General features: G+C 74.6%; 31 protein-coding genes. 18 read left to right on the plus strand and 13 right to left on the minus strand.

All coding sequences use genetic code 11. The features are described 5' to 3' along the window. Positions 1 to 11 precede the first annotated feature (11 nt). The 3 genes from FHL80_RS08435 to FHL80_RS08445 all read left to right on the plus strand — a co-directional run bounded on the left by FHL80_RS08435 (position 12) and on the right by FHL80_RS08445 (position 2,867). On the plus strand, positions 12 to 590 hold the full coding sequence (locus FHL80_RS08435) for a TIGR03086 family metal-binding protein (protein WP_138732980.1): 579 nt from the start codon (positions 12 to 14) through the stop codon (positions 588 to 590). Between the two features lie 136 nt (positions 591 to 726). Beyond that, positions 727 to 1,206: a Fur family transcriptional regulator gene (locus tag FHL80_RS08440; RefSeq protein ID WP_138732981.1), complete on the plus strand. Its 480-nt coding sequence runs from the start codon at positions 727 to 729 to the stop codon at positions 1,204 to 1,206. Further along, a complete protein-coding gene (locus FHL80_RS08445; RefSeq protein ID WP_138732982.1) occupies positions 1,203 to 2,867 on the plus strand; it encodes a catalase in 1,665 nt (554 codons plus the stop codon). Before FHL80_RS08440 ends, FHL80_RS08445 begins: the two co-directional genes overlap by 4 nt. An 80-nt stretch (positions 2,868 to 2,947) precedes the next feature. Here FHL80_RS08445 and FHL80_RS08450 read toward each other — a convergent pair whose 3' ends face one another. Next, positions 2,948 to 4,195 (minus strand): globin domain-containing protein, encoded by a 1,248-nt coding sequence (locus FHL80_RS08450; RefSeq protein WP_138732983.1) that lies wholly within the window; start codon positions 4,193 to 4,195, stop codon positions 2,948 to 2,950. Positions 4,196 to 4,330: 135 nt separating this feature from the next. Here FHL80_RS08450 and FHL80_RS08455 point away from each other — a divergent pair, with 135 nt between their 5' ends. Next, positions 4,331 to 4,630 carry a hypothetical protein gene (locus FHL80_RS08455; protein WP_138732984.1) on the plus strand — a complete coding sequence of 100 codons (300 nt, stop codon included), beginning with the start codon at positions 4,331 to 4,333 and terminating at the stop codon, positions 4,628 to 4,630. Positions 4,631 to 4,669: 39 nt separating this feature from the next. After that, positions 4,670 to 5,014, plus strand: coding sequence for a nuclear transport factor 2 family protein (locus FHL80_RS08460; protein ID WP_138732985.1), 345 nt, complete (start codon positions 4,670 to 4,672; stop codon positions 5,012 to 5,014). Here the strand turns inward: FHL80_RS08460 and FHL80_RS08465 are convergent. Both FHL80_RS08465 and FHL80_RS08470 read right to left on the minus strand, forming a co-directional pair. Then, positions 5,011 to 5,952, minus strand: coding sequence for a proteasome assembly chaperone family protein (locus FHL80_RS08465; protein ID WP_138732986.1), 942 nt, complete (start codon positions 5,950 to 5,952; stop codon positions 5,011 to 5,013). The two genes, FHL80_RS08460 and FHL80_RS08465, sit on opposite strands and share 4 nt — an antisense overlap. Positions 5,953 to 5,982: 30 nt before the next feature. Then, on the minus strand, positions 5,983 to 7,440 hold the full coding sequence (locus FHL80_RS08470; protein ID WP_138732987.1) for an AI-2E family transporter: 1,458 nt from the start codon (positions 7,438 to 7,440) through the stop codon (positions 5,983 to 5,985). Positions 7,441 to 7,541: 101 nt separating this feature from the next. Here FHL80_RS08470 and FHL80_RS08475 point away from each other — a divergent pair, with 101 nt between their 5' ends. From FHL80_RS08475 to FHL80_RS08490, 4 genes are all read left to right on the plus strand, one after another. Continuing rightward, entirely contained in the window at positions 7,542 to 7,994 is a 453-nt protein-coding gene (locus FHL80_RS08475) for a PPOX class F420-dependent oxidoreductase (RefSeq protein ID WP_138732988.1), read from the plus strand. Positions 7,995 to 8,069: 75 nt separating this feature from the next. Then, positions 8,070 to 8,654: a hypothetical protein gene (locus tag FHL80_RS08480; protein WP_216870532.1), complete on the plus strand. Its 585-nt coding sequence runs from the start codon at positions 8,070 to 8,072 to the stop codon at positions 8,652 to 8,654. Continuing rightward, entirely contained in the window at positions 8,651 to 9,172 is a 522-nt protein-coding gene (locus tag FHL80_RS08485; protein WP_138732989.1) for a hypothetical protein, read from the plus strand. Before FHL80_RS08480 ends, FHL80_RS08485 begins: the two co-directional genes overlap by 4 nt. 83 nt (positions 9,173 to 9,255) lie before the next feature. Beyond that, positions 9,256 to 9,684: a hypothetical protein gene (locus FHL80_RS08490; protein WP_138732990.1), complete on the plus strand. Its 429-nt coding sequence runs from the start codon at positions 9,256 to 9,258 to the stop codon at positions 9,682 to 9,684. Positions 9,685 to 9,762: 78 nt separating this feature from the next. On the opposite strand, the gene FHL80_RS08495 is transcribed toward FHL80_RS08490, so the two are convergent. Then, the gene (locus FHL80_RS08495) at positions 9,763 to 11,301 is read right to left on the minus strand and encodes a helix-turn-helix domain-containing protein (protein WP_138732991.1); all 1,539 of its coding nucleotides are present in this window, start codon (positions 11,299 to 11,301) and stop codon (positions 9,763 to 9,765) included. 74 nt (positions 11,302 to 11,375) lie between these two features. Between FHL80_RS08495 and FHL80_RS08500 the strand changes: the two genes are divergently transcribed. The 4 genes from FHL80_RS08500 (at position 11,376) to FHL80_RS08515 (ending at position 13,460) form a co-directional block, all read left to right on the plus strand. After that, complete coding sequence (locus FHL80_RS08500) at positions 11,376 to 11,591, plus strand: hypothetical protein (RefSeq protein WP_138732992.1); 216 nt, start codon at positions 11,376 to 11,378, stop codon at positions 11,589 to 11,591. Between the two features lie 76 nt (positions 11,592 to 11,667). Beyond that, the gene (locus FHL80_RS08505) at positions 11,668 to 12,216 is read left to right on the plus strand and encodes a hypothetical protein (RefSeq protein WP_138732993.1); all 549 of its coding nucleotides are present in this window, start codon (positions 11,668 to 11,670) and stop codon (positions 12,214 to 12,216) included. Between the two features lie 48 nt (positions 12,217 to 12,264). After that, on the plus strand, positions 12,265 to 13,017 hold the full coding sequence (locus tag FHL80_RS08510) for a dienelactone hydrolase family protein (RefSeq protein WP_138732994.1): 753 nt from the start codon (positions 12,265 to 12,267) through the stop codon (positions 13,015 to 13,017). 53 nt (positions 13,018 to 13,070) lie between these two features. Continuing rightward, on the plus strand, positions 13,071 to 13,460 hold the full coding sequence (locus tag FHL80_RS08515) for an ankyrin repeat domain-containing protein (RefSeq protein ID WP_138732995.1): 390 nt from the start codon (positions 13,071 to 13,073) through the stop codon (positions 13,458 to 13,460). Between the two features lie 9 nt (positions 13,461 to 13,469). Here FHL80_RS08515 and FHL80_RS08520 read toward each other — a convergent pair whose 3' ends face one another. Next, positions 13,470 to 14,903, minus strand: a complete 1,434-nt coding sequence (locus FHL80_RS08520; protein WP_246078555.1) for an MFS transporter — start codon at positions 14,901 to 14,903, stop codon at positions 13,470 to 13,472. Between the two features lie 130 nt (positions 14,904 to 15,033). Between FHL80_RS08520 and FHL80_RS08525 the strand changes: the two genes are divergently transcribed. Both FHL80_RS08525 and FHL80_RS08530 read left to right on the plus strand, forming a co-directional pair. Beyond that, positions 15,034 to 16,341, plus strand: a complete 1,308-nt coding sequence (locus FHL80_RS08525; protein WP_138732996.1) for an alpha-amylase family protein — start codon at positions 15,034 to 15,036, stop codon at positions 16,339 to 16,341. A gap of 58 nt (positions 16,342 to 16,399) precedes the next feature. Continuing rightward, entirely contained in the window at positions 16,400 to 17,746 is a 1,347-nt protein-coding gene (locus FHL80_RS08530; RefSeq protein ID WP_138732997.1) for an MFS transporter, read from the plus strand. On the opposite strand, the gene FHL80_RS08535 is transcribed toward FHL80_RS08530, so the two are convergent. Genes FHL80_RS08535 through FHL80_RS08560 form a run of 6 tightly spaced genes read right to left on the minus strand, consistent with a single transcriptional unit; the run spans position 17,719 to position 22,866 of the window. Next, a complete protein-coding gene (locus FHL80_RS08535; RefSeq protein WP_138732998.1) occupies positions 17,719 to 18,417 on the minus strand; it encodes a spermidine synthase family protein in 699 nt (232 codons plus the stop codon). The genes FHL80_RS08530 and FHL80_RS08535 overlap by 28 nt on opposite strands. After that, on the minus strand, positions 18,414 to 19,364 hold the full coding sequence (locus FHL80_RS08540; RefSeq protein ID WP_138732999.1) for an alpha/beta fold hydrolase: 951 nt from the start codon (positions 19,362 to 19,364) through the stop codon (positions 18,414 to 18,416). Before FHL80_RS08540 ends, FHL80_RS08535 begins: the two co-directional genes overlap by 4 nt. A gap of 40 nt (positions 19,365 to 19,404) precedes the next feature. Next, positions 19,405 to 20,244 carry a 5-oxoprolinase subunit C family protein gene (locus FHL80_RS08545; RefSeq protein WP_138733000.1) on the minus strand — a complete coding sequence of 280 codons (840 nt, stop codon included), beginning with the start codon at positions 20,242 to 20,244 and terminating at the stop codon, positions 19,405 to 19,407. Continuing rightward, entirely contained in the window at positions 20,241 to 20,849 is a 609-nt protein-coding gene (locus FHL80_RS08550) for a 5-oxoprolinase subunit B family protein (RefSeq protein ID WP_138733001.1), read from the minus strand. The genes FHL80_RS08545 and FHL80_RS08550 overlap by 4 nt, the downstream gene beginning before the upstream one ends. Beyond that, the gene (locus FHL80_RS08555) at positions 20,849 to 21,601 is read right to left on the minus strand and encodes a LamB/YcsF family protein (RefSeq protein WP_138733002.1); all 753 of its coding nucleotides are present in this window, start codon (positions 21,599 to 21,601) and stop codon (positions 20,849 to 20,851) included. The genes FHL80_RS08550 and FHL80_RS08555 overlap by 1 nt, the downstream gene beginning before the upstream one ends. A gap of 14 nt (positions 21,602 to 21,615) precedes the next feature. Beyond that, positions 21,616 to 22,866, minus strand: a complete 1,251-nt coding sequence (locus FHL80_RS08560; protein WP_216870535.1) for an NRAMP family divalent metal transporter — start codon at positions 22,864 to 22,866, stop codon at positions 21,616 to 21,618. A gap of 108 nt (positions 22,867 to 22,974) precedes the next feature. On the opposite strand from FHL80_RS08560, the gene FHL80_RS08565 reads away from it, so the two are divergent. Both FHL80_RS08565 and FHL80_RS08570 read left to right on the plus strand, forming a co-directional pair. Further along, positions 22,975 to 23,787: a putative hydro-lyase gene (locus FHL80_RS08565; protein ID WP_216870536.1), complete on the plus strand. Its 813-nt coding sequence runs from the start codon at positions 22,975 to 22,977 to the stop codon at positions 23,785 to 23,787. Beyond that, on the plus strand, positions 23,784 to 24,545 hold the full coding sequence (locus FHL80_RS08570; RefSeq protein ID WP_138733003.1) for a putative protein N(5)-glutamine methyltransferase: 762 nt from the start codon (positions 23,784 to 23,786) through the stop codon (positions 24,543 to 24,545). Before FHL80_RS08565 ends, FHL80_RS08570 begins: the two co-directional genes overlap by 4 nt. 19 nt (positions 24,546 to 24,564) lie before the next feature. On the opposite strand, the gene FHL80_RS08575 is transcribed toward FHL80_RS08570, so the two are convergent. Then, positions 24,565 to 25,404: an HpcH/HpaI aldolase/citrate lyase family protein gene (locus FHL80_RS08575; protein ID WP_138733004.1), complete on the minus strand. Its 840-nt coding sequence runs from the start codon at positions 25,402 to 25,404 to the stop codon at positions 24,565 to 24,567. A gap of 54 nt (positions 25,405 to 25,458) precedes the next feature. Further along, entirely contained in the window at positions 25,459 to 26,058 is a 600-nt protein-coding gene (locus FHL80_RS08580) for a hypothetical protein (RefSeq protein WP_138733005.1), read from the minus strand. Between the two features lie 58 nt (positions 26,059 to 26,116). On the opposite strand from FHL80_RS08580, the gene FHL80_RS08585 reads away from it, so the two are divergent. Continuing rightward, positions 26,117 to 26,860 (plus strand): SDR family oxidoreductase, encoded by a 744-nt coding sequence (locus FHL80_RS08585; protein ID WP_138733006.1) that lies wholly within the window; start codon positions 26,117 to 26,119, stop codon positions 26,858 to 26,860. Positions 26,861 to 26,926: the final 66 nt, after the last annotated feature.

A 26,926-nucleotide genomic window follows, 5' to 3' on the forward strand; every position in this document is an offset into this window, starting at 1 on the left:
TGGAGGACCTCGTGACCGATCCCCTGGCACCGCTGGCCGCCGCACTCGACGGCACCGGGCAGCTGGTCCACGCCGTGACCGACGACCAGTGGCAGCTGCCGACGCCGTGCCCGGGCTGGACCGTCCGCCAGCTGGTCGGCCACCTCGTCGGGGGCGGCCGGCTCTGCACCCGGGTGCTGCGCGGGGAACCGCTGCCGCCGCTGGACCAGCTCGGCCGCCGGGGGCACGTCGACCAGCTCGGCGACGACCCCGCCGCGGCCTACGACACCTCGGCCGCCGAGCTGCTGCAGGCGCTGGCTGCCCCGGGCGTCCTGGACCGGGCGCACACCCTGCCCGTCGGCACGTTGCCCGGGCCGGCGGTGGTGCACCTGCGGACCGTCGAGACGCTGGTGCACGGCTGGGACCTGGCCCGCGCGACCGGCCGCGCCGCGCCGTTCGCCGACGAGCTCGCCGACCGGGAGATGGCGTTCAGCCGCGACCTGCTCGGCCGGCTGCCGGAGGGCCGGCAGCCGTTCGCGCCGACCCTGCCGGCCGCCGAGGGGTCGCCGGCGATCGACCGGCTCGCCGCCCTGCTCGGCCGCCAGCCCTGACCGGGGGCCGCCGACCCGGTGGTGCCGGCCCGGGCGGTGACCCGGCACGTCGAGGACCGGGGGACCGTCAAGGCCCGTCCATCCTCGCCTCCGCTTGATTTGACTGGCTCAAGAAAACGGGGTTGAGTCGTCGGCGATGGAGACGGCCTGGGAGGAGCAGCTGCGCAGCGCTGGGCTCCGCGTCACCCGGCCCCGGCTCGCGGTGCTGGACGTCCTCGTCGGGCACCCGCACGTCGACGCCGACACCATCGCCACCGCGGCGCGCGCCGTGCACCCGTCGATCTCGCCGCAGGCGGTCTACGGGGTGCTGAAGGCGCTCGTCGGGAGCGGCCTCGCCCGCCGCATCGAGCCGGCCGGTGGGCCGGCGCTCTACGAGCTGCGGGTCGGCGACAACCACCACCACCTGGTCTGCCGGGAGTGCGGGCTGGTCGCGGACGTCGACTGCGTCGTGGGGGCGGCCCCGTGCCTGGCCCCCTCGGACGCAGCCGGGTTCGCCGTCGACGAGGCCGAGGTCGTCTTCTGGGGGCTCTGCGCGGACTGCCAGGTCGCGCGCAGGCAGCACGGGTACGGAACAGGCACCACCAGCAGTTCGATCCGAGAAGGAGTTCGCGCATGACCGACGTCGCATCGCAGGGACCGGCGGCCAGTGAGGCCGACCGGCCGATCCTGACCAACCGTCAGGGCCACCCGGTCTACGACAACCAGAACCAGCGCACAGTGGGTGCCCGTGGCCCGGCCACGCTGGAGAACTACCAGTTCCTCGAGAAGATCAGCCACTTCGACCGGGAGCGCATCCCGGAGCGCGTGGTGCACGCCCGCGGCGCCACCGCGTTCGGTGTCTTCGTGGCCGACGGCACCGTCGGCGACGAGCCGATCTCGACGTACACCCGCGCCAAGCTGTTCCAGGAGAAGGGCAAGGAGACCCCGGTCGCCCTGCGCTTCTCCACCGTCGCCGGCGGCCGGGACTCCTCCGAGGCCACCCGCGACCCCCGCGGCTTCGCGGTGAAGTTCTACACCGAGGACGGCAACTGGGACCTGGTCGGCAACAACCTGGGTGTCTTCTTCATCCGGGACGCCATCAAGTTCCCGGACTTCATCCACTCGCAGAAGCCCGACCCGGTGAACTTCGACCGGCAGGTCGCCAACCGGGTGTTCGACTTCTGGTCGCAGTCGCCCGAGGCGATGCACATGATCACGCTGGTGCTGAGCCCGCGCGGCACGCCGTCGAGCTACCGCTTCATGCAGGGCTTCGGCGTGAACACCTACAAGTGGGTCAACGCCGCTGGTGAGACCAAGCTGGTGAAGTACCACTGGCTGCCCCAGCAGGGCGTGAAGTCCTGGACCCAGGCCGACGCGGAGATCGCGCAGGGTCGTGAGCTGGGCGTGCACACGAAGGACCTCTACGAGGCCATCGAGCGCGGCGACTTCCCCTCCTGGGACCTGCACGTCCAGCTGATGGACGACCACGACCACCCGGAGCTGGACTTCGACCCGCTGGACGACACCAAGACGTGGCCGGAGAACGACTTCCCGCTGCGCAAGGTCGGCACCCTGACGCTGAACCGCGCGCCGGAGGACTTCTTCGCCGAGAGCGAGCAGATCGCCTTCGGCACCGGCGTGCTGGTCGACGGGCTGGACTTCTCCGACGACAAGATGCTGGTCGGCCGGACGTTCTCCTACTCTGACACCCAGCGCTACCGGGTGGGCCCCAACTACCTGCAGCTGCCGGTGAACGCGCCCCGGACCCGGGTGGCGACCAACCAGCGCGACGGTCAGATGGCCTTCCACCAGGACCGCGCCGAGGGCACCAACCCGCACGTGAACTACGAGCCGTCGATCACCGGTGGCCTGCGTGAGGCGCAGTACCCGACGCACGACGAGCAGGGCCCGGAGATCACCGGCCGGCTCACCCGCAAGCGGATCGACCGCACCGACGACTACACGCAGGCCGGCCAGCGGTACCTGCTGTCGGAGGAGTGGGAGAAGGACGACCTGGTGGCCAACCTGGTCGACGGCCTCTCCCAGTGCGACCGGCCGATCCAGGAGCGGATGGTCTGGCACCTGTTCATGGCCGAGGACGAGCTGGGGAAGCGCGTCGGCGACGGCATCGGCATCAGCGCGGACGACGTCCGTGGCCTGGCGCCGCTGCAGACCCAGACGCTCACCGAGGCGGAGCTGCAGCGCGCCGCCAACCTGGGCAAGAACGGCCCGCGTGACGTCAGCGGGCTGACGATGACCCACTGCGTGCCCAACGAGCACGAGGTGCTGGCCAGCTGAGCCAGCGGGGCTGACGCCCCGACGGACCTGCGGGCCGCGACCGGACTCCCCGGTCGCGGCCCGCAGCGCTGTGCGGGGTCTCAGCGGGCGGGCACCCGGTGGGCATCGGGCGCGGGCTCGGTGGCCAGGTCGGCCTGCCACAGATCCGGGCCGAAGACCTCGTACTGGATGTCGCGCGCCGGGACGCCGCGGTCCAGGAGGGCGCTGCGCGCCGACCGCATGAACGGCAGCGGGCCGCACAGGTAGTAGGCGGCGCCCTCGGGCAGGGCGACGTCGTCCAGGTCCATCGTCCCGGCGTGCACCCCGTCGACCGGCAGGTCGGTGTGCGCCCCGCGCTCGTACCAGACGTGCATGGTGGAGTGCGGCAGCCGCGAGACGTCGCCGAACACCTGGTCCCGGAGCGCGAAGGACGCCTCGTCCAGGTCGGCGTGCAGCACGGTGATCGGCAGCCGGGAGCGCGCCGCGGTCAGGTGCGACAGCATCCCGGCCATCGGGGTGATGCCGATCCCGGCGCTGGCGAAGACCACCGGGCGGCCGGAGTCGTCGAGCACGACGTCACCGAAGGGCAGCGACAGCGTCAGCACGTCGCCCACCTGCACCTGGTCGCAGAGCAGGGCGGAGACCTCGCCGTCCGGCCGGTCACCGCCGTGGACCCGCTTGACGGAGAACTGCCGGTGCTCACCGTCGTCGGCGCGGGTCAGGCTGTACTGCCGCGGCTGGTGGACGCCGTCGGGCATCTGCACCTTCACCGTGACGTACTGGCCGGGCAGGGACGTCTTGACCAGCCGGTCGTCGGTGCGCCGGACCCGGAACGTGGTGACGTCGGGGGTCTCGGCGACCTTCTGGGTCACCTCCCACTCCCGCCAGACCGTCTCCGGCCGGACGCCGCGGGAGCTGTACAGCCCGCGCTCCATGTTGATCAGCGCGTAGGCCATCAGCCAGTAGACCTCGTCCCAGGCCTCGGCCACGGCCGGTGTCACGGCGTCGCCCAGCACGTCGACGATGGCCCAGAACAGGTGCTCGTGCACCACCTCGTACTGGGCCGGGGTGATCCCCAGCGAGGCGTGCTTGTGCGCGATCCGGGCCAGCAGGTGCTCGGGGACCTGCTCGGGGCTCTCGAGCAGCGCGTTGGCGAACACCGCGACGGACCCGGCCAGCGCCACCTGCTGGGTGCCCTCGGCCTGGTTCCCCCGGTTGAACGTGCCGTCCAGCAGCTCCGGGTGGGCGCCGAACAGGTGGGCGTAGAAGCGTCGGGCGATCTCCTCGATGTTGTCGCCGACGATGGGCAGGGTGGCCTCGATGACCGGACGTGATCGATCGGACAGCATGGGTCGCTCCTCGCGAGGTCGACTGTTCCGTTCCCCGCCCCCCGGCGCGGTCGGGGACGGGTGACCCGAGTCTCACCCGCCGCGGGGACCGGCGCAGGTCCGCCCCCGCGCCTCGACGTCGGCCACACTGGCGACATGGCGGACCAGGACGTGGACCTGCTGCTCGCCGCCGCCGAGCGGGTGGAGGCCCTCGCCGGGCGCACGACCGGTGGCAGCTGGACCGTCCGGGGTCTGCTCGCCTCGCGTCCGGAGGTGGTCGCGGTGTCCGCCGACGGCGGGTCCGAGCACGTGGCCGAGGCCCGGGCGCGGACGGCGGAGTGGATCCGCACCCTGTCCCCGGCGGTCGCCGGTCCGCTCGCCGGCTGGCTGCGGACCGCGGCGCGCCCGCCGGTCGACCGGCACGCGCTCGCCGTCGCCCGGGTGCTGCTCGGCTGACCGTGCCAGGGTCGGGTGGCGGCTGGGTACCGTCCCGCCATGGACCGCATCGCCGCGCTGTACGAGGCCTTCACCGGCCGCGACATCGACGCCGTCGTGGCCCACCTCGCCCCGGACGTGGACTGGCCGGACGCGATGCGGGGCACCCGGGTGGTCGGTGCCGACGCCGTCCGCGCCTACTGGCTGGGCCAGTGGGAGGCGGTCGACCTGCAGGTGACACCCCGCCGGGTGCGCGAGCTGCCGGACGGCCGGGTCGAGGTGCTCGTCGAGCAGGTGGTGCGGGACTCCGACGGCGACCTGCTCAGCCACGCCTTCGTCCTGCACACCTACACCCTGGACGGGCCGCTGGTCCGCCGGATGGACGTGGGCGACCCGGAGACCTAGTCGCCGTCCTGCTCGGCCAGGAACTGCTCGATCTGCGCGCCGAGCTCCTCGCCGCTGGGCATCTCCCCGCCGAAGCCGAGCAGCCCGGTGTCGTCGCGGGCGGCGGTGAAGGAGTCGAACTGCTCCTCCAGCGCGGCGACGACGGCGGTGTTCTCGCTCGACCGGCCGATCTGCTCGTCGACCTCGGTGCGGTTGGCCTCCGCGGCCTCGCGCAGCGTCTCGGTCGGCACGTGCAGCCCGGTCAGCGTCTCCAGGTGCTCCAACAGCGTGAGCGAGGCGGCCGGGTAGGTGGCCTGGGCCAGGTAGTGCGGCACGTGGGCGGCCACCCCGAGGGCGTCCACCCCGGCCTCGCCGAGCCGCAGCTCGAGCAGCGCGCCCACGCTGCCGGGGATGCGCATCTCGCCCCAGTAGACCGGGTAGGACTCGATGAGCTGCCGGCGCGTGGCGTGCGCGGTGACGGTGACCGGGCGGGTGTGCGGCACCGGCATCGGGATGGCGTGCAGCGCCACCACCGAGGTCACGCCCAGCCGGTCGACCAGCTGCTGCACCGCGGCGATGAACCGCTCCCAGGCGAAGTCCGGCTCGGCGCCGTGCAGCAGCAGGAACGGGGTGCCGCCGTCGTCCTCCAGCGCCCAGAGCCCGATCTCGGGGGCGACCACCGACTCGTACCGGTCGCCGCTGAACACCATCCGGGGCCGGTGGCCGCGGTAGTCGACCAGCGCGTCGACGTCGAACCGGGCGATCAGCGTAGCGGGCAGGGCGTCGAGCAGGTGGGCGCCGGCCAGGGCGCCGGCGTGCGCGGCGTCGAACTCACCGGCCAGGTCGTGGACGAGGACCAGCCCGGCGCGCTCCTCGGGCGACGAGACCGCGGCCTCGCGGGCAAGGAGTGGCTCGGCGTCGGGGAGCACCTCGACGAGGTCCTCCGGTCGCTGCGGCACGGGTCCGTCCTCCCAGGGATGAGGGTGTCTTCACCGGTGAAGCCGCAGTCGACGCCGGGCATTCCCCAGCACCCCCAGCCCGCGACCGCCGGCCGCGGCCTCCTGCGGTGTGGCGTCCTCGGACTCGGGGTTGACCGGCGGCTCGGCCTCGGCGGGCCGCCGCACCAGCTGGGCGCCGGAGGAGTCCCCGGTGAGCTGGTGGCTGGTCCCGTCCGGGCCGACCTCCGGGGTGAGGCCGTCGAGCTGGTCGCGGCCGTACCGGTAGGCCACCGCGATCAGTGCGGCCACCGGCACCGACAGGAACGCGCCGATGATGCCGGCCAGGCTGCTGCCGGCGGTCACCGCGAGGATGACCACGGCCGCGTGCAGGTTGAGCCCGCGCCCCTGGATGATCGGCTGCAGGACGTTGCCCTCCAGCTGCTGCACCAGCAGCACGATGACCAGGACCCAGATCGCGGTGGTGACGCCGTTGCTCACCAGCGCGATCAGCACCGCGAACGCGCCGGCGACGAAGGCACCGATGATCGGGATGAACGCGCCGAAGAAGGTCAGCACGGACAGCGGCAGGACCAGCGGCACGTCGAGGACCAGCAGGCCCAGCCCGATGAAGAACGCGTCGACGAAGCCGACCAGCGCCTGCTGGCGGATGAACTCCGACAGCGTCGTCCAGGCCTTGCCGGAGAGCGCGGCCACGTGCGGCGCGGCGCGCGGGCCGGTCTGGGCGGCCAGCCACGGCGTCCACTTGGGGCCGTCCTTGAGGAAGAAGAAGGCCAGCACCAGCGCGAGGACCAGGTTGACCAGTGCGTTGCCGATCGTGGTCGCGGTGGTGACCGCGTAGCCGGCGATGTTCTGGGCGTTGCTCTGCACGGTGTTGATCACCGAGTCGACGGCGTTGCCGACCTGCTCGTCGCCCAGGTTGAACGGGGGCCCGGCCAGGTACTCCTGCACCTGCTGCAGCCCGCCGGTGACGCCGTCGGCGAGCTCCTCGACCTGACCCACCACCTGCGGCGCGATCACCGCGATGATGCCGCCGATCGCGCCGAGGAAGACCAGCAGCACCGTCGCGGACGCCAGGGCCGGTGGCCAGTGGTGCTTGCGGAGGAACCGGGTGGCCGGCCACAGCACCGTGGTGAAGAGCAACCCGAGGACGACGGGGAGCAGGACCACCCACAGCTTGCCGAACACGTACCCGAGGATCACCAGGGCGATCACGATCAGGATGAGCTGCGCGGAGGCGATCGCGACGCTGCGGGTCGCCGCCTGCATGCGCTCGGAGCGCTGCGGCCCCGGGACCGGCGCCCGGGTGCCGATGGTCTCCTGCTCGATGTCGTCCGGCCCGAGGGACGTCGCGCCGCTGACCCCGGCCTCCGGGGAGGTGTCGGCGGCAGCGGCAGCGCCGGCAGCAGGGGGGGTGTCGGCCGTCGGAGAGGCCCCGGCCGGCGGGCGGTCGGCGGCCGTGACGGGCTCGGCGGAACGGTCGGCGGGCATGCGTTGATCCCAACACATCCGGCGTCCCCCCACCCGTCGCGCGGCGGGAGGCGCACGGACGGTCCCGTCCCGCTGTCCTACCAGGGTCGTAGGTTCACCTCATGCCACGGACCGCCACCGCCGACCGGGTCGAGCGCGACGAGCTGCTCGCCTTCCTCCGTCCCCGCCACAAGGCCCTGCTGCTCACCCACCGGGGCGACGGTTCGGCGCAGCTGTCGCCGGTCACCTGCGGCGTCGACGACCGGGGACGGGTGGTGGTCTCGACCTACCCGCAGCGGGCGAAGGTGGCCAACGCGCGGCGCGACCCGCGGGTGGCGCTCTGCGTGCTGTCCGACGACTTCGACGGCGCCTGGGTCCAGGTGGACGGTCGGGCCGAGGTGCTCGACCTGCCCGACGCCCTCGAGCCGCTGGTCGACTACTACCGCGCGATCAGCGGCGAGCACCCGGACTGGGACGAGTACCGCGCCGCCATGCAGCGGCAGGGCAAGGCCTTGCTGCGGGTGACCATCGAGCGCTGGGGGCCGATCGCGACCGGCGGGTTCCCCCCGAGCTGACCGCCTCCTGACCCCGCCGGTGTCCGACAAGCCTCTAGGCTTGCTTTTGTGTCCGCAAGGTGCTGGACTTGCGGGGTGCCGTTCGTGATGACCGTCGACCAGCGGGGCAGCAGGCGCAGCGCCGACCGGGTGCCCGGCGTGCTGGCCGCACTCTCGGGGGTGGCCACCGTGCTCCGCTTCGAGCGCACCGCCGGTGACGAGTTCCAGGGCGTGCTCGACGACCCGGTGGTGGTCGTCGACGTGGTCCGCCGGCTGGTCCGCGACGGCGGCTGGAGCGTCGGGATCGGCGCGGGTCCGGTGCAGACCCCGTTGCCCGGCAGCACCCGCGCGGGCGCCGGGGCTGCCTTCATCGCCGCCCGTGCGGCGGTGGAGGCGGCCAAGCGGCGACCGGTCCGCGTCGCCGTCCGTGGTGTGGTCGCCGACCCGGCTGCCGACGCCCAGGCCGTGCTGACCGCGCTCGCCGCGCTGGTCGAGCGGCGCAGCGAGCAGGCGTGGGAGGCCATCGGGCTGGTCGAGGCGGGGCGCACCCAGGCCGAGGCCGCCACCGAGCTCCGCATCTCCCGGCAGGCGGTCGGTCAGCGACTGGCCGCCGGGCTCTGGGAGGTCGAGCGCGACCTGTGCCCGGCCGCGGCCCGGTTGCTGGCGCGGGCGGTCGGATGAGCATCGCCACGCTCGTGCTGCTCGGCGTCCTCGCGGCCGCCGGCGCCGTCCTCACCCCGCGCAGCGACACCCGGCGCAGCGCGCTGAGCGCCTCGCTGCTGGTCGCGGTGCTCGGCGTCGCCGGCGCCCTGGCCTGGCGGACCGGCCGGGTGGGGGAGGACGTGCAGACCATCGGCGTGCTGCTCGCGGTGGCCGCCGCGGCCCTCGGCGGGGGTCCGGTCGCGACCGCGGTGCTCCGCGCCGCCGACCCCGACCGCGGCCCTTCCCGGCGGCGGGCGTCGGACCCGGAGGTGCTGCGCGGCGGGACGTGGATCGGGGTCCTGGAGCGCACCGCCATCGCGGCCACGGTGCTCGCCGGCTTCGCCGAGGGGCTCGCCGTCCTGATCGCGGTGAAGGGGCTCGGGCGGTTCAACGAGCTGAAGGCCCCGGTCGCCTCGGAGCGCTTCATCATCGGCACGCTGGCCAGCGGCCTGTGGGCCCTCGCCTGCGTCGGCGTCGCCGTCCTGCTGAGGTCCTGACCTCGAGAGCCATGTCGGCCAACACGGCCCGCGCCTGTGGACGGCGAGGACGCGGACCCGGCGGCCCCGGCACGCTCCGGCAGGTGCGCAACCACCTGACCGGCGTGTTCGTCGGGAGTCACGCGATCGCTGAGGGCGTCATCACCCGCAGGCAACTGCGCGAGCGCAGCTACCGGCGCCTGGTGCACGGGGTCTACGCAGATCCCGGCCTGGAGTTCGACCACCGGCTCCGGTGCTCCGCCGTGGCGCTGCTGCTCCCGGCCGGCACCACGATCGCGGGCCACTCGGCCGCCGCGTGGCACGGTGCGCCGTTCGCGGCGACCCACGACCCTGTCACCGTGGTCCGGCCGCCGTCGGTCCTCTGGAGGGGCCCGCGTGAGGTGCGGGTGCACCAGATCGTCCGCGACGAGGCCCGGATCGCCCGGCTGGAGGCCGCCGGCTGGCGGGTGGTCCGGCTCAGCGCCGCCGATCTCCGCGACCTGGAGGGCGTGGTCGTCCCGCCCTGGACCTGACGGTCGGCAGCCATCAGCGGCCCCCTTGCCGGGCCCCGCCACGAGCTTGCGAGTGGTGGGGGGCAAGGGGGTCCTTCATCAGAAGACCTCGATCTGGGCGCCCATCTCGACCAGGCGCTCGTAGAGCTGCTCGTAGCCGCGGGCGATGATGTCCACGTTGCGCAGCACCGACGTGCCCTTGGCCGCCAGCATCGCCAGCAGGATGCAGACCGCCGGCCGCAGCGCGGGCGGGCAGACGATCTCCGCGGCCGACCACCGGGTCGGCCCGGAGACCAGCACCCGGTGCGGGTCGAGCAGCCGGACGTCGGCGCCCAGCCGGGTCAGGTCGGACAGGTGGATGGCCCGGTTGTCGTACACCCAGTCGTGGATCACCGTCTCGCCGGTCGCGGTGGCGGCGATGACCGCGAAGAACGGCAGGTTGTCGATGTTGAGCCCGGGGAAGGGCATCGGGTGCACCTTGTCGATGGGCGCCCGCAGCTGCGAGGGGTGGATGGTGACGTCGACCAGCCGGGTGCGGCCGTTGTCGGCGGCGTACTCCGGCGAGAGGTCGAACCGCAGCCCCATCTCGGCGAGGATCGCCAGCTCGATCTCGAGGAACTCGATCGGGGCGCGGCGCACGGTCAGCTCCGAGCCGGTCACGATGCCGGCGGTCAGCAGGCTCATCGCCTCGACCGGGTCCTCGCTGAGCGGGTAGTCGACGTCGGCGTCGAGCACCGGCTGACCAGTGACCCGCAGCGTCGTCGTCCCGAAGCCCTCGATGCCCACGCCGAGCAGCTCCAGGTACAGGCAGAGGTCCTGGACCATGTAGTTCGGGCTGGCGTTGCGGATCGTCGTGGTGCCGTCGTGCCGCGCGGCGGCCAGCAGCGCGTTCTCCGTGACGGTGTCGCCCCGCTCGGTCAGCACGATCGTGCGGTCCCGGGACTCCGGCCGCTGCACGGTCGCGTGGTACTCCCCGGCCCGGGCCTCCACCGACAGGCCGAAGGGCCGCAGCGCGATCATGTGCGGCTCGATGGTGCGGGTGCCCAGGTCGCAGCCGCCGGCGTAGGGCAGCTCGAACTCCTCCGCGCGGTGCAGCAGCGGGCCGAGGAACATGATGATGCTCCGGGTCCGGCGGGCCGCGTCGGCGTCGATCGCCGACAGGTCCAGCTGCTCCGGGACGACGATCGTCAGGTCGCGGCCGGCCGCGTCCCAGGTGGCGGAGACGCCGATCGAGGTCAGCACCGCGAGGATCCGGTCCACCTCGACGATCCGGGACACGTTGCGCAGCGTCGTCCGGCCGCGGTTGAGCAGCGAGGCGCACAGCAGGGCCACCGCGGCGTTCTTCGACGACTTCACCGTCACGCTGCCGTGCAGCGGGGTGCCGCCGCTGACCCGCAGGTGGGTGGGGCCGGTTCGGCCGACGGTGATCAGCTCGCTCTCCAGTGCGGCCGACAGCCGGCCCAGCAGCTCCAGGGTCAGGTTCTGGTTGCCCTGCTCGATCCGGGCGATCGCGCTCTGGCTGGTGCCCAGCCGCTCGGCGAGCTGGGACTGGGTGAGGCCGTGGTGCCGGCGGGCGTCGCGGACCAGCGCGCCGATCTGGCGGAGCGACTGGCCGGTGGTGTCATCGGTGAGCGTCATCGCCGCGCACCGTATCTCACACATGAGATGCGGACGGTGTGGTGCTGCGTCGTGTCGGTACGCCACCATGCGGCATGGTCTGGTTCTGGCTCGTCCTGCTCGCGGCGCTGAGCGCCCTGCTGCTGGTGGGGTGGCTGATGGACCGCGCGGTCCGCCGCCGCGGCTCCCGGGTGCTGCACTCCGCCGACGTGTGGCGCGACGTCCGCGAGTCACGGCGCGACGCCGAGGCGACCAGCGTGTTCAGCAACGACAACTCCTGGAGCAGCTGGAGCCGCCGCAACCGCCGGTGACCGGCCGCGGGTGCCGCCGGGTTGATCACCCGGCAGGATGGGCACGCCGACCCGGCACCTGCTGCGAGGAGACCACGTGTCCGACACCCCGACGCCTCCCGGCGCCGTCGCCCACCCCGAGCTGCTGGCCGTCTACTGCAACGACCACATCGCCTCCGCGGCGGGCGGCATCGAGCTGGTCACCCGGATGATCGGCGCGCATCGCGGCAGCCCCCACGAGGACGGCCTGCGCCAGCTGCTGGACGAGCTGCGCCAGGAGAAGAGCGACCTCACCGCCACCACGAAGGCGCTCGGGCTGCCGGTGCGGCAGTACAAGCAGGCCGCCGTGTGGGTCGCGGAGAAGGCCAGCCGGCTCAAGCTCAACGGGCACCTGCTCAGCCGCTCGCCGCTCAGCTCGCTGGTCGAGTTCGAGTTCCTGGCCTCCGCCGTCCGCGGCAAGCGCAGCGGCTTCGAGACGCTGCGGATCGCCGCGGAGGTCGACCCGCGGATCGACCCGGTGCTCTTCGACTCGCTGATTGAGCAGGCGAACCGGCAGTACCGCTGGCTGACCGACGCCCGCCGTGAGGTGGCCGCGTCGGTGTTCGGCGGCGACCCCGGCGTGCTGGCGGGCACCGCCGACGCGTGAGCGACCCCGGGCAGGCGGGGCGGCGGGAGCGCAGGTAGAACTCGGGGCATGTGCCACGACCACGACAGCCGTCCGCCTGCACCGCCCCGCTCCGGGGACGTCGCCGAGCGCGGCTCCCTCACCCTCAGCGCCGCCGACGGCACCGAGTTCTCCGCCGCGTACGCAGCACCGGCCGGCCCGGCGCGGGCCGGCGTGGTGATCCTGCCCGACATCCGGGGCCTGCACCCGTACTACGTGGCGCTGGCCGAGCGGTTCGCCGAGGCCGGGCTGCCCGCGGTGGCGATCGACTGGTTCGGGCGCACGGCGGGGGTGGCCGAGGGCGGCACCCGGGGGGAGGACTTCGACTGGAGGACCCACATCCCGCAGACCACCCCGGCCGGGGTGGACGCCGACACCGCCGCGGGCATCGAGTACCTCCGCAGCCGCACCGAGCCCGGTCTCCCGGTCATCACCGTCGGGTTCTGCTTCGGGGGCAGCCACGCGTGGCGGCAGTCCGCCGGCGAGCTGGACCTGGCCGGCAGCGCCGGCTTCTACGGCAAGCCCGAGATGGTGGGGGAGGCGGCCGGCGCCGCCCGCCGGCCGGTGGTCATGATCATCGCCGGGGCGGACGCGGCGACGCCGGTGGAGGACCAGCGCCGGCTCGCGGCGACCATGCGCGCCGCCGGGGCAGACGTCGACGACGTGGTCTACGAGGGGGCGCCGCACTCCTTCTTCGACCGCGCCTTCGGGGAGTGGGCCGAGGCCTGCGACGACGCCTGGCGGCACGTGCTCGCCCTCGCCGACCGGGTCGCCGCACGCTGACCGGGGAGCCGGTCCCGGCCGGAGCGCCGGGACCGGCACCTAGGCTCGGCACCGTGAGCGAACCGATCGACCCCGGTGTCATCGCGCTGGCCGCCAAGGTCTTCGACCTCGCGCGCGAGGGCGACACCGAGCAGCTGACCGCCTACCTGGACGCGGGGGTGCCGGCCAACCTGACCAACGACAAGGGCGACACGCTCCTCATCCTGGCCGCCTACCGCGGCCACGCCGGCACCGTCGCGGCGCTGCTGGAGCGCGGCGCCGACCACGCCCGGATCAACGACCGGGGGCAGAGCCCGCTGGCGGCCGCGGTGTTCAAGCAGTCGTCCGACGCAGTGCGGGCCCTGCTCGCCGCCGGAGCCGACCCGGACGCCGGCTCACCCACCGCCCGCGCAACCGCGCAGTTCTTCGACCTGCCGGAGATGTCCGCACTGCTGGAGGCCTGACCGGTCCGCTCAGCGGGCCGGGGCGGCAGCGGTTGAAGGGGTGGGCGCCGGACGGGCACCGGCCGGCAGTGCCGCGGTGAGCAGGGCCAGCGCCACGCAGGCGCCGAGGCCGATCAGCCCGATGGCGGCGTAGCCGGAGGTGTCGGGCCACTCCGCCCCGCGGTCGGTCGCAGCCTCCAGCACCGTCGCGCTCAGCGCACTGCCGACGGCGAACCCGATGTAGCGGAGCACCTGGTTGAGGCTCATCGCGCTGCCGGTCTCCCCGGCGGGGACGGCGCCGACGATCAACGCCGGCAGCGCGGCGAACACCGTCCCCACCCCGAAGCCGGCGACGGCCATGGCGGCGAAGACCTGCCACAGGTCGGTGCGGACGAAGGCGAACAGCACCTCGCCGGTGCCCAGCAGCACCGCACCGGCCGGGAGCACCCAACGCTTGCCGACGGCGCGCTCCAGCGTCCGGGCCGCCCGGCTGGCCAGGAAGCTGGCGACGGAGAAGGGCAGCAGGACGAGCCCGGCGACGACGATCGAGGTCCCGAACCCGTAGCCGGTGGACTCCGGGGTCTGGGCCAGCCGCGGGACCGAGGCGAGCAGCAGGTAGTTGGCCAGCCCGACCAGCAGCGCCGCGCCGTGCGCGGTGGCCGCGGTGCGGCCGCGGGCCAGCCGCAGGTCGACCAGCGGCGCAGCCGCCCGCAGCTGCCACACCGCCCAGCCGGCCAGCGCCAGCACCGCCACGACGGCGAGCCCGAGGACCGCCGGCGAGGTCCAGCCCCACGTCTCCGCCTCGCCGAGCGCCAGCAGCCCGGTGGCCAGACCGGTGCCGAGCAGCAGCGCGCCGGCGACGTCCAGCCGGCGCGGCGGGACCTCCGGGGACCGCGGGTAGACCAGCGCCGCGGCGACGATGGCCAGCGCGCTGGCGCCGGCGCCGAACCAGAACGCGGTGTGCACCCCGCCGAGCTCGGCGATCGCGCCGGTGAGCGGGTAGCCGAGCCCCACCCCGGCCGCGACGGTCACCGACAGCGCCGCGACCGTCGACCGGGACCGCTCGCCGGCCAGCGCGGTGCGCGCGGTGGCGATGGCCAGCGGGGTGATCCCCAGGCCCACCCCCTGCAGGGCCCGCCCGGCGACCAGCCAGCCCAGGCCCAGCGGCAGCGCGGCCAGCACGCTGCCCAGCAGGACGACGGTGAGGACGACGAGCACCACGGCGCGGCGGTGCCGGCCGTCGCCGAGCCGGCCGATCACCGGGGTGGCGACGGCGCCGACGACCAGGGTGACCGTCAGCGACCACTGGGCGCTGGTGACCGAGACGTGGTTGGCCGCCGCGATCGCCGGGACCAGCGGGGCGCCCAGGCTGCTGATGACCGCCACCAGCATCGCCAGGTACACCAGCACCGGAACCAGGCCGGGGCGGGCGGCGGGTGGTCCTGAGGTCCCCGGGGTGCTCACGTCCTCCGACGGTAGTTGCGGCGCGCCCCGGACCCCGGCTCCGGCTTCCGTCCAGCGGCCGTCGCCCGCCGGGAGGACGTGCGGTCGCCCTCCGTAGCGTTCGGGGCCGGACACCGGAGAGGGGACGGCGATGCCGGACTGGGTGCAGGACGCGGTGTGGTGGCACGTCCACCCGCTCGGCTTCGTCGGCGCGGAGCGGGAGGCACCGGCCGACGGCGCGGTCACCCACCGGCTCGACCGGCTGACCTCGTGGCTGGACTACGCCGTCGAGCTCGGCGCCAACGGGCTCGCGCTGGGTCCGGTGTTCGCCTCGAGCACCCACGGCTACGACACCGTCGACCACGCGCGGATCGACCCGCGGCTGGGGGACGACGCCGACTTCGACGTCCTGGTGGCCGCCGCGCACGACCGCGGCCTGCGGGTGCTGCTGGACGGCGTCTTCAACCACGTGGGCCGGGAGCACCCGGCCTTCCGTGCCGTCCTCGACCAGGGCCCGGCGGCGCCGACGGCGGACTGGTTCCGGCTGCGCTGGCCGCACGGGCCGGACGCCGAGCCGGAGTACGGCACGTTCGAGGGCCACGGCCAGCTGGTGGCGCTGGACCACTCCGCGCCGGCGGTCGCGGACTGGGTCACCGAGGTGATGACCGCGTGGCTGGACCGCGGCGCCGACGGCTGGCGGCTGGACGCCGCCTACGCCGTCCCGGCGTCGTTCTGGGCCACCGTGCTCCCCCGGGTGCGGGCCCGGCACCCCGACGCCTACGTCGTCGGCGAGGTGATCCACGGCGACTACTCCCGGGTCGTGCAGGAGTCCGGCATGGACGCGGTCACCCAGTACGAGCTGTGGAAGGCGGTCTGGAGCTCGCTGAACGACGGCAACCTGCACGAGCTGGCGCACGCGCTGGGCCGGCACGACGGGTTCCTGGACTCGTTCGTGCCGCTGACCTTCGTCGGCAACCACGACGTCACCCGGATCGCCAGCCGGCTGACCGACGTCCGGCACCTGCCGCACGCGCTCGCCGTGCTGTTCACCGTCGGCGGCACGCCGTCGGTCTACGCCGGGGACGAGCAGGCCTTCACCGGCGTCAAGGAGGACCGGGCCGGCGGGGACGACGCCGTCCGGCCGCCGTTCCCCGGCACCCCCGACGAGCTCGCGCCGTTCGGTTGGCCGACCTACCGGCTGCACGTGGAGCTGATCGGCCTCCGCCGCCGGCACCGCTGGCTGCACCGGGCCCGGACGACGGCCCTGCACCGGGACAACCGCCAGCTCAGCTACGCGACGAGTGCCGACGGTGGCCGGCTGGTCGTGGCGCTGAACCTGGCCGACGAGCCGGCCCGGGTGCCGGCACCCGGCGTCGGTCCGGTGCTCGCGGGCGCCGGGGCGGTGCGCCGGGACTCCGTCGAGCTGGCTGCGCACGGCTGGGCGATCCTGGACGGGTGAGGAACCGCACAGCCGTCGCCGGGAATGGCGCGTCGGCGTGGCGGCGTCGTCCCTGCACGTGACCGCACCGACCGAGACCACGTCCTCGCGCGCCTACGCGATCTGGTTGGTCGGCCTGCTCGCCTACGCCGTCGCGATCTTCCACCGCGCCTCCCTCGGCGTCGCCGGGCTCGAGGCGCAGGAGCGGTTCTCCGCAGGTGCGTCGGCGATCTCGCTGTTCCTCGTGCTCCAGCTGGCGGTCTACGCCGCCCTGCAGGTGCCGGTCGGCGTCGCGCTGGACAGGTTCGGGTCCCGACGGGTCGTCATCGCCGGGGCGGTGACGATGGCCGCCGGCCAGCTCGTGCTCGCGCTGGCCACCGACGTGCCCACCGCGGTCATCGCCCGGGTGCTGGTCGGCGCCGGCGATGCCATGACCTTCATCAGCGTGCTCCGGCTCGTGCCGCTGTGGTTCCCCGGCCGCACCGTCCCGGTCATCACCCAGCTGACCGGCATCCTCGGCCAGGTCGGGCAGATCGTGGCCGCCTACCCGCTGGTGACCCTGCTGCACTCGGCGGGCTGGACGCCGACCTTCCTCGGTGCCGCCGCGGTCGGCGTGCTGGTGGCGGTCCTCGTCCTGGTCGCGCTGCGCGACGCCCCGCCCGGCACCCTGACCGCCCCGCCGGCCGGCATGGCGGTGGTCCGGCGCAACCTCGTCGCGGCCTGGCGTGAGCCGGGCACCCGGATCGGGCTGGCCACCCACCTGGTGACCCAGTTCTCCGGCACCGTGTTCGCGCTGCTCTGGGGCTATCCGTTCCTCACCATCGGGGAGGGTCTGTCGCCCGGCGCGGCGGCGTCGCTGCTCAGCCTGCTGGTGCTGGTCGGGATGGGCTTCGGTCCGCTGCTGGGCCAGCTGGTCGGCCGCTGGCCGCTGCGCCGGTCCAACCTGGTGTTCGGCATCCTCGGCGCCACCGCCACCGTCTGGACGGTGGTGCTGCTCTGGCCGGGCCGCGCGCCGCTCTGGCTCCTGGTGGTGCTGATCGTGGTGCTCGGCACCAACGGCCCCGGCTCGATGATCGGCTTCGACTACGCCCGCACCGAGAACCCGGTCGAGCGCTCCGGCAGCGCCAGCGGCGTGGTGAACGTCGGTGGCTTCGTCGCCTCGCTGTGCACCGTGCTGGCGATCGGCTTCGTGCTGGACGCGATGACCCCGGGCAGCTCGACCGACTACTCGCTGGACGCGTTCCGGGCGGCGTTCGCGGTGCAGTACGTCTTCTGGGTGCTCGGCGGGATCGGGGTGGTCGTCCACCGCCGCCAGCTGCGCGCCCGGATGGCCCGGGACGGCGTTGTCCTCGCCCCGCTGGTCGTGGCGGCGCGGGCCAGGATGCGCGGCGGGTCCGCCTACTCCGTGCCGTCGGCCGGCGACTGAGCGGCCCGGGCGACGACGATCGCGTAGTCGAAGCGCCGGCCGTCCCGCTCGACTGGCAGGACCAGGTGCTCGACGGCCGCCGTCCCCGGCAGGGTGGCCAGCCGCTCGGCCAGCTCCGGCGCCGGGTCGCTGGACCAGATCCCCAGCACGCCGCCGGGACGGAGCGCGGCCAGCGCCGTCGTGAGGCCCGCGTCGGCGTAGAGCCCGGCGTTGGACTGGTGCACCAGGAACGCCGGGCCGTTGTCGACGTCCAGCAGGACGGCGTCCCAGTGCGAGGGGGAGCCGGCCAGGGTGTCCGCGACGTCGCCGGCGTGCAACCGCAGCCGCTCCGCGGGCAGCTCCGGCAGGCCGGGCAGCAGGCCGTCGGTGGCCCAGCCGACCAGCGCGGGCTGCAGCTCGGCGACGTCGAGCTCGGCGACCCGCGGGTCGGCCAGCACGGTCGCCGCGGTCCAGCCCAGGCCGAGCCCGCCGACCAGCACCCGCAGGTCCGCCCCGGGGCAGCGGCGCAGCGCCTCCGTGGCCAGCGCGCGCTCGGTGGAGGTGTCGACGTCGTCCATGGCGAAGACGCCGTCGACGACCAGCTCGGTGACCGTTCCTCGGCGGCGCAGCACCACCTCGCCGTGCACACCGGAGTCCCGGCCCAGCTCGTGGAGCTCGTCGTCGGCGATCACGCCGTCGAGTCCCGATGGGGCGGCCGGTCACGGTGCAGCCGGGGCCCGTCCCCGAGCCAGGCCAGGAGCTGCCCGGCGGTCCACCCCGGGTCCTCGATCGCGAGCAGGTGGCCGACACCGGGGCGGACGCGGAAGGGCCAGTCCGGCCGGGTCGCCGCCAGGGCGGCCGCCTGGTCGGCCCGGGCGAGCGGGTCGTCGGCACCCTGCAGCCACAGCACCGGGACGGTGATGCCGGCGAGGGTCTCCCGCCAGGCGGCGGCGTGGCCGAGCAGCGCCATCGTGTGGAGGATCCCGGCCCACTGCACGGCCTGCGCGCGGGTCGCGTCCGGCTGGCCGGCGCGGCGGCGGGTCTCGACCACCACGGGGGCGACCCCCTCGGCCGGGATGCGGTCGACGTGCGGCGTCGCCTGGCGCAGCTGCTGCGCGACGACCTGCTCGGCGGGGAGCCGGGCGAGCTTCCGGGCGACGGCGGCCGCGACCCCGGGCAGCCGGAGGAGGGCCCGGCGGGCCAGCAGTGCCAGGTCGAGACGGCCCGAGGAGCCGGGCACCGGCGGGCTCAGCAGAGCGAGCCGGTCGACGTCGTTGGGGTGCTGGGCGGTGTGCTGCAGCGCCAGCACGCCGCCCATCGAGTGACCCAGCAGCACGACCGGCCGGCCGACCACCTCGGATACGAACCGGTGCAGCAGCCGCAGGTCGTCCGCGAGCGCGGGCCTGCCGGCGGGGACGCCGCTGCCCCCGTGCCCCCACAGGTCGACGGCGAGCACCCGGTGGGTGGCCGTGAGCCGCGGCGCGAGCAGCCCCCAGGTCAGCGCGGAGCCGCCCAGGCCGTGCACCGCCAGGACGACCGGCGCGTCCACCGGCCCGCCGAGGTCCAGGTGGTGCACCGGGCCGCCGAGGTCGGTGACCTGCGAGGTCGCGCCGGCGGGCCAGTCGACGGGTCGGGGCACGCAGGAGGTCTACCGGGCCGACCGCCGTCGCGTCCAGCGGTCAGCGGGCGCGGAACCGCAGTTCCTGGCCGGGCCGGAGCTGTGCGCACCGGTCCACGTCGGCGTCCACGACGTAGCCGATCACCGGGTAGCCACCGGTGACCGGGTGGTCGGCGAGGAAGAGCACCGGGGTGCCGGCCGGCGGCACCTGCAGCGCGCCGCGGACCATGCCCTCGCTGGGCAGCTCGCCGGACCGCAGCCGGTCGAGCGGGACGCCGTCCAGGCGCACCCCGACCCGGTTGCTGTCGCTGCTGACGGTCCACGGCCGCCCGACCAGGCCGGACCAGCCGGCGGCGCCGAACCAGTCGGCCCGGGGTCCGGGCAGCACCGCGACGGTCACCGCCCCGGCGGGTGGGTCGGCCACCGGGGCGAGGTCCACCCCGGCCGGGGGAGCGGTCGGGGGGCCCACCGGCAGCACGTCGCCGGCGGCGACGACCGGCGGGCCCAGCCCGGCGAGGACGTCGGTGGCGCGGGAGCCGAGCACGGGCGGGACGGCGATGCCGCCGCGGACGGCGAGGTAGCTGCGCAGCCCGCCGGCGGGGGCGCCGAGCCGCAGCTCCGCGCCGCTGCGGAGCACCGTCGGGGCGGCGTGCGGCGCACCCGGGCAGCGGGCGCCCGTGGTCACCACGAGCAGGTCGGCCCCGGCGCGCACCGCCAGCCCGCCGAACGTCACCTCGAGCACCGCCGCGTCCGCGGGGTTGCCGACCAGCCGGTTCGCCAGCGCCGCCGAGGCGCGGTCGCAGACGCCGGAGCGCCCGATGCCCAGTGCCGCCTGCCCGGGACGCCCCTCGTCCTGGACGGTCGTGAGCGGCCCGGTGGCCAGCACGGTGAGGGTCCTCATGCGACCTCGAACCGCACCCGGTTGCCCGGTCGGAGCAGGGCCGCCGGATCGCGGTCCAGGTCGAAGACCGCCACGTCCGTGCGCCCGATCAGCTGCCAGCCGCCGGGGGACTCCCGTGGGTAGACGCCGCTGAACTCCCCGGCGAGCGCCACGGAGCCCGGTGGGACCTTGGTCCGCGGGGTGGACCGGCGCGGCACCTCCCACCCGGCGCCGGGCTGGGCCAGGTAGCCGAAGCCCGGCGAGAAGCCGCAGAAGGCGACCGTCCACTCGGCTTCGGTGTGCCGCTGCACCAGCTGCTCGATCGACATCGACAGCAGGTCGGCGGCCTCGGCGAGGTCCGCGCCGTCGTAGTGCACCGGCAGGCTGACGGAGTCCCCGTCGGCGCGGGCGTCCGGACGGGGCGTGGTCCGGCGCACCGCGTCGGCCACCGCTGCCAGGGTGGTGCGGGCCGGGTCGGTGACCAGCAGCACCGTGCGCGCGGCCGGGACGACGTCGACGACGCCCACCGGCGGCTCGGCGGCCAGTGCCGCGTACAGCGCGAGGACGTCGTCGAGAGCGTCCAGCTCGACCAGCAGGGCGGTGCTGCCGCTGGGCAGGAGCCGCATCAGCCGGCGAACGGGGCCAGCTCGACCCCCGCGGCGGTGAGTGCCTCGCGCACCTGCCGGGCGATCCCCACCGCACCCGGGGTGTCGCCGTGCACGCAGATCGAGTCCGGACGCAGGGTGAGCTCGCCGCCCTCGACGTCCCGGATCGGCTCGCCAGCGGCCATCGCCACGCACCGCCGGGCGATCTCTGCCGCGTCGCGCAGTACCGCGCCGGCCAGCCGGCGGGAGACCAGCGTGCCCTGCGGCGTGTAGCCCCGATCGGCGAACGCCTCGTGCACGACGGTGAGCCCGGCCTCCCCGGCGAGCCTCAACCACGCGGAGCCGGGCAGGCCGAGCACCGGCAGCGTGCGGTCGTAGTCGACGATCGCCTCGACCACGGCGGCGGCCTGTTCCTCGTGGTGCACGATCGCGTTGTAGAGCGCGCCGTGCGGTTTGACGTAGCGGACCCGGTCGCCGGCGATCCGGGCGAAGGCCTCCAGCGCGCCGAGCTGGTAGACGACGTCGGCGGTCAGCGCCGCGGGCTCCATGTCGATGAACCGCCGGCCGAAGCCGGGCAGGTCGCGGTAACCGACCTGCGCACCGATGGCGACGCCGGACTCGACGGCCTTCGCGCAGACCCGCAGCATGATGCTGGCGTCGCTCGCGTGGAAGCCGCAGGCGACGTTGGCGCTGGTGACCACGCCGAGCAGCGCGTCGTCGTCACCGAGCGTCCACTGACCGAAGCCCTCGCCGAGGTCGGAGTTGAGGTCCACCAGCCCAGCCTCCCTCACGAGAACAGGTCGATCACCGGTCGCACCGAGTTGACCGCGAGGTACAGGGTCAGCAACCAGGCGGCCCAGCCGATCGCCAGCAGCCAGCGTGGGTAGCGGTAGCCGCGCAGCAGGTCGGTGCGGCGGGTGGCGACCCAGAGCACCACCGCGATCCCGATCGGCAGCAGCAACCCGTTGAACGCGCCGGCGAACACCAGCAGGGTGGTGGGCGCCGTCCCGATCAGCAGGAAGGCCAGCGTGGTGACGCCGATGAACGCGACCACCAGCAGCGTGCGGGTGCGGTCGCTGGTGCCGGTCCGGGAGGTCACGAACGACACCGTCGTGTACGAGGCGCCGATGACACTGGTGATCGCCGCGGCCCACAGCACGATGCCGAACACCCGCATGCCGACGTCGCCCGCGGCGGCTTCGAAGGCGGAGGCGGCCTGGTTCGACGGGTCGAGCGCGGCGCCGCCGCTGACCACCCCGAGGATGGCCAGGAACAGCACGACCCGCATGATCGCGGTGATCAGGATGCCGGTGACCGAGCCGCGGGTGATGTCGCGGACGTGCGCGACGCCGGTGATGCCGGAGTCGAGCAGCCGGTGCGCGCCGGCGTAGACGATGTAGCCGCCGATCGTGCCGCCGACCAGCGTGGTGATCGCCAGGACGTCGACCTCCTCGGGCAGGACGACGTTGCGCAGCGCCTGGCCGACCGGCGGGCCGGAGGTGATGGCCACGTACGTCGTCAGGGCGATCATCACCAGCCCGAGGAGGACGACGATCCGGTCGACGGCCACTCCGGCCCGCTTGCTGAGGAAGATCCCGATCGCGATCAGCGCCGAGAGGCCGCCGCCGATCTTCGGGTCCAGCCCGAGCATCGCGTCAGTGCCGAGCCCCGCGCCGCTGACGTTGCCGATGTTGAACACCAGCCCGCCGATCAGCAGGAACCCGGCCATCACCCAGCCGAGGCCGGGGAGGACGAGGTTGCCCAGCTCCTGCGCGCGCCGGCCGGAGACGCCGATGACCCGCCACACGTTCAGTTGCAGCGCGATGTCGATCAGGATCGAGATGACGATGGCGAAGGCGAACGCCGCGCCCAGCTGCACGGTGAAGGTCGTGGTCTGGGTGATGAAGCCCGGGCCGATGGCCGAGGTGGCCATCAGGAACATGGCGCCGAGCAGGGTCGAGCGGGTGCTCGCGGCCAGCCGTGTCGACGGCGGCGCCGCCGCGGTCTCCGCGCCGGGCTGCTCCGGGGTGTGCGACATGGGCGCTCCAGGGTTCCTGCGGGCCTGCGGATCCGGGAACTGCGCTGTTGCCTGGTGATCGCCGACCGTAGGGTCGACCACGTCCTCCGGCAATTCGAGGAAGGTCCGATGACCACGATCCCCGTCGTCGCCGACGCCGACCGAGCTGCCCCGCGCATGCCCGCTGACGCGCGGGCGCGCTACCGGGCCGGTCTCACGGTGCCCAGCTCCGGGGAGGCCCCGGGGTTCACCCAGGCCAACCTCGTCGTCCTGCCTCGCGACTGGGCGTGGGACATGCTGCTGTTCGGTCAGCGCAACCCCCAGCCGGTGCCGCTGCTCGACGTCACCGACGCGGGCTCGTACCGCACGGTGCTCGCCCCCGACGCCGACCTGCGCACCGATCTGCCGCGCTACCGGGTGTGGCGCGACGGCGCGCTGGTCGCCGAGCCGACCGACGTCACGGGGCTGTGGACCGACGACCTGGTCGCCTTCCTCATCGGCTGCAGCTTCAGCTTCGAGACGGCGTTGCTCGACGCCGGGGTACCGGTGCGCAACATCGAGCAGGGGCGGAACGTGTCGATGTACCGCACCGACCGCGACTGCCGCCCCGCCGGCCGGCTGGCCGGGCCGCTGGTGGTCTCGATGCGGCCGGTCCCCGGTCACCTGGTGGCCACCGCGGTCCAGGTTACCGCCCGGATGCCGCAGGTGCACGGCGCGCCCGTGCACGTCGGCTCGCCGTCGTCCCTGGGCATCCCCGACCTCGGGCGGCCTGACTTCGGCGACCCGGTCGAGAGCGAGAACGGTGACGTCCCGGTGTTCTGGGCCTGCGGGGTGACGCCGCAGGCAGCCCTGATGGCCTCCCGGCCGCCGTTCGCGATCACGCACGCGCCCGGGCACATGTTCATCACCGACGTCCCCGACGCGGCCTACCGGCAGGCGTGAGCGCCACCGTCGTCGCCCGGCTGCGTGCCGCCGGCTGCGTCTTCGCCGAGGACGAGGCAGCGCTGCTGCTGGAAGCAGGCGGGGACCTGGACGCTCTCGTCGCCCGCCGGGTCGCCGGTGAGCCGCTGGAGCAGGTGCTGGGCTGGGCGGAGTTCTGCGGGCTGCGGTTCGCCGTCGCGCCCGGGGTGTTCGTGCCCCGGCAGCGCACCCGGTTGCTGGTGCAGGAGGCGGTGGCGCTGGCGCGGCCGGGGGCGGTCGTCCTGGACCTGTGCTGCGGCACCGGCGCGGTGGGTGTGGCCGTCGCAGCCGCCGTCGGGTCGGTCGACCTGCACGCCGCGGACGTCGACCCGGCGGCGGTGTCCTGCGCCCGGCGCAACGGCGCGGGCTCGGTGTACGAGGGGGACCTCTATGACCCGTTGCCCGCCGCGCTGCGTGGCCGGGTCGACGTGCTGGTGGCCAACGCGCCCTACGTGCCGACCGGGGAGATCGCGCTGATGCCGCCGGAGGCCCGCGACCACGAGGCCCGGGCCGCCCTGGACGGCGGGGACGACGGGCTCGACGTGCAGCGCCGGGTCGTCGCCGGCGCACCGGACTGGCTGGCCCCCGGCGGCGCGCTGCTGATCGAGACCAGCCGCGGGCAGGCGGCCGGGACGCTGGCCGCCGTCCGCGCCGCCGGGCTCACCGGGCGGGTGGTCACCGACGAGGACCTCGCCGGCACCGTCGTCGTCGCCGTGCGGGCACGCCCGGCCCCGTCCTGAAGAGGGGCCGGGCGCCTGCTCAGTTCGGCTCGACGCCGAAGGCGGTGGCCAGCTTCTCGATCTTGCGGGCCCGGCCGAGACGCGGCAGGTCGCTGCCGTCCCGGATGACCTGTCCCCGGGCGTCGAAGTCGGCGAGGAAGTCCCGGGCCCACGCCACGTCCGACGGTGCGGGGCTGATGACCTCGTTGATCACCGGCAGCTGGTCCATGTCCAGGCAGAGCTTCCCGGTCAGCCCGAGGGAGACGGTGAGCGCGGACTGCTCGCGCAGCACGGGGTGGCTGGTGCTGACCGTGGGGCCGTCGATCGGGCCGGGGAGCCCGCCGACCCGGCTGGCGATGACCAGGCGCGAGCGGGGGTAGGCCATCGCCAGGTCGTCGGCGCTGGTGCCGGTGTCCCGGCGGTAGTCACCGCTGCCGAAGGCGAGCCGGAAGGCGCCACGCGCGGAGGCGATCCGCACGGCCTCCTCGATGCCCAGCGCGGACTCCACCAGGGCGAGCACCGGGGTGTCCCCGCCGAGCCGGTCGTTGGTCTCGGTGACGTGCTCGGCGGCCTCGGTCTTGGCGAGCATCACGCCGGCGAGACCGGGCAGGCCCTTGAGGGCGTCGACGTCGTCGGACCAGAACTCGGTCGACCGGTCGTTGATCCGCACCCAGGCGCGCTTCTGGCCGGAGGAGAGGTACTCGACCACGTCGGCGCGGGCGGTCGGCTTGCGCGCCGGGTCGACCGCGTCCTCGATGTCGAGCACGACCTGGTCCGCGCGGGACTCGTGTGCGCTGTCGAACAGCTCCGTGCGCGCGCCGTTGACCAGCAGCCACGAACGGGCGATCCCTGGGTCTACTTGCCTGCCTCTGTGCACCACGCGGCCATTCTGCTGACCGGGGTCCCGCGGACGGCGCGCGGGGTGGGGGAGGAGTCAGGCGGCGTTGCTGCGCAGCCGGTCGAGCAGGCCCACGTGCCAGTCGACGTCGACCCGACGCCCGCTGGAGCCGCGCGGCCGGACCAGGTCGAAGCGGACCAGCTCCGGATCGCGGCCGGGAGCGCGCGAGTCGGCCCAGAGGAGGGCGAGGTGCTCGCGGCGGGCCGGGGCGACGGGGACGGCGTCGAAGGCCAGCTGCAGCCGCAGCTGGGCGGTGGGGGCCTGGGAGTAGAAGTCCCGCAGCCCGTGGGTGTCGGCGGCCGGCAGCTCGCCGTCCTCGGAGTGCCAGACCCGCAGCACCTCGGTGGGCGTGCGCAGGATGAGGCCGCTCATCGGCAGGCCGAGGTTGTCGTTGCCGGGCTCGAGCAGCTCGAGCTGGGTGCCGAACGGGTGGTCGACGTGCTCGGCGTAGGGCCGCAGCCGCTCCATCGCCTCCCGGCGGACCAGCTGGTGGTCGAGGTGGCGGTCGGCGGTGGGCTGCCAGTCGTGGGTCGCGTGGATCACCCGGCTGACGGCCAGGCCGCGGAGCAGCGCGTCCCGCACCTCGACGAGCAGCGGGTGCAGCCGCCGCACGACGGCTTCGGAAGGGTGGGCCACGCCGGAGAGTGTGCCGGGCGGGTGTGACAGTCCGCGGGACCCGGCCCAGGATCAGCCCGTGCCTCCTCTCACCCTGGTCACCGGCGGCAGCCGGGGGATCGGTGCCGCGACCGTCCGCGCCCTCGCCGATCGCGGCCACGACGTGGTCGTCGGCCACCGCACCGGCACCGCCGAGGCCGCGGCCGTGGTCGCCGACGCGGTGGCGCGCGGCGTGCGGGCGGTCGCCGTCCGCGCCGACGTGACCGACCCGGACGACGTCGACGCCCTCTTCGACGCGGCCGGGGAGCTGGGGGTGGTGACCGGGCTGGTGGCCAACGCCGGGGTGACCGCCCACCTGGGCGACCTGGCCGACACCCCGGTGGACGTCGTCCGGCAGGTGCTGGAGGTCAACCTGCTCGGCGTGGTGCTGTGCGCCCGGCGCGCGGCGCAGCTGATGTCCCGCCGGCGGGGCGGTGCGGGTGGGTCGATCGTCGCGGTCTCCTCCAGCGCGGCGACCCTGGGCGCCGCGCACGAGTACGTGCACTACGCGGCAGCCAAGGCGGGCGTCGACGCGCTCGTCGTCGGGCTGGCCAAGGAGCTCGCCGACGACGGGGTCCGGGTCAACGCCGTCGCGCCCGGGCTGGTCCGCACCAGCATCCACGCCGGCGCCGGCGACGCCGGGCGGCTGGAACGGGTCACCGGCCGGGTGCCGATGGGCCGGCCCGGCGAGCCCGACGAGATCGCGCCGGCGATCGCCTGGCTGCTCGGCCCGGAGGCCGCGTACTGCACCGGCGCGGTGCTGCGGGTGGCCGGCGGGCTCTGATGCGTTCGTGCAGGTCGGTGCTGCGGTGACCAGTCGGAACTGTCGTACCCCCTGGCTAGCGTGGGG

It is taken from the genome of Modestobacter excelsi, from assembly GCF_005930495.1.
Classification (GTDB): Bacteria; Actinomycetota; Actinomycetes; order Mycobacteriales; family Geodermatophilaceae; genus Modestobacter; species Modestobacter excelsi.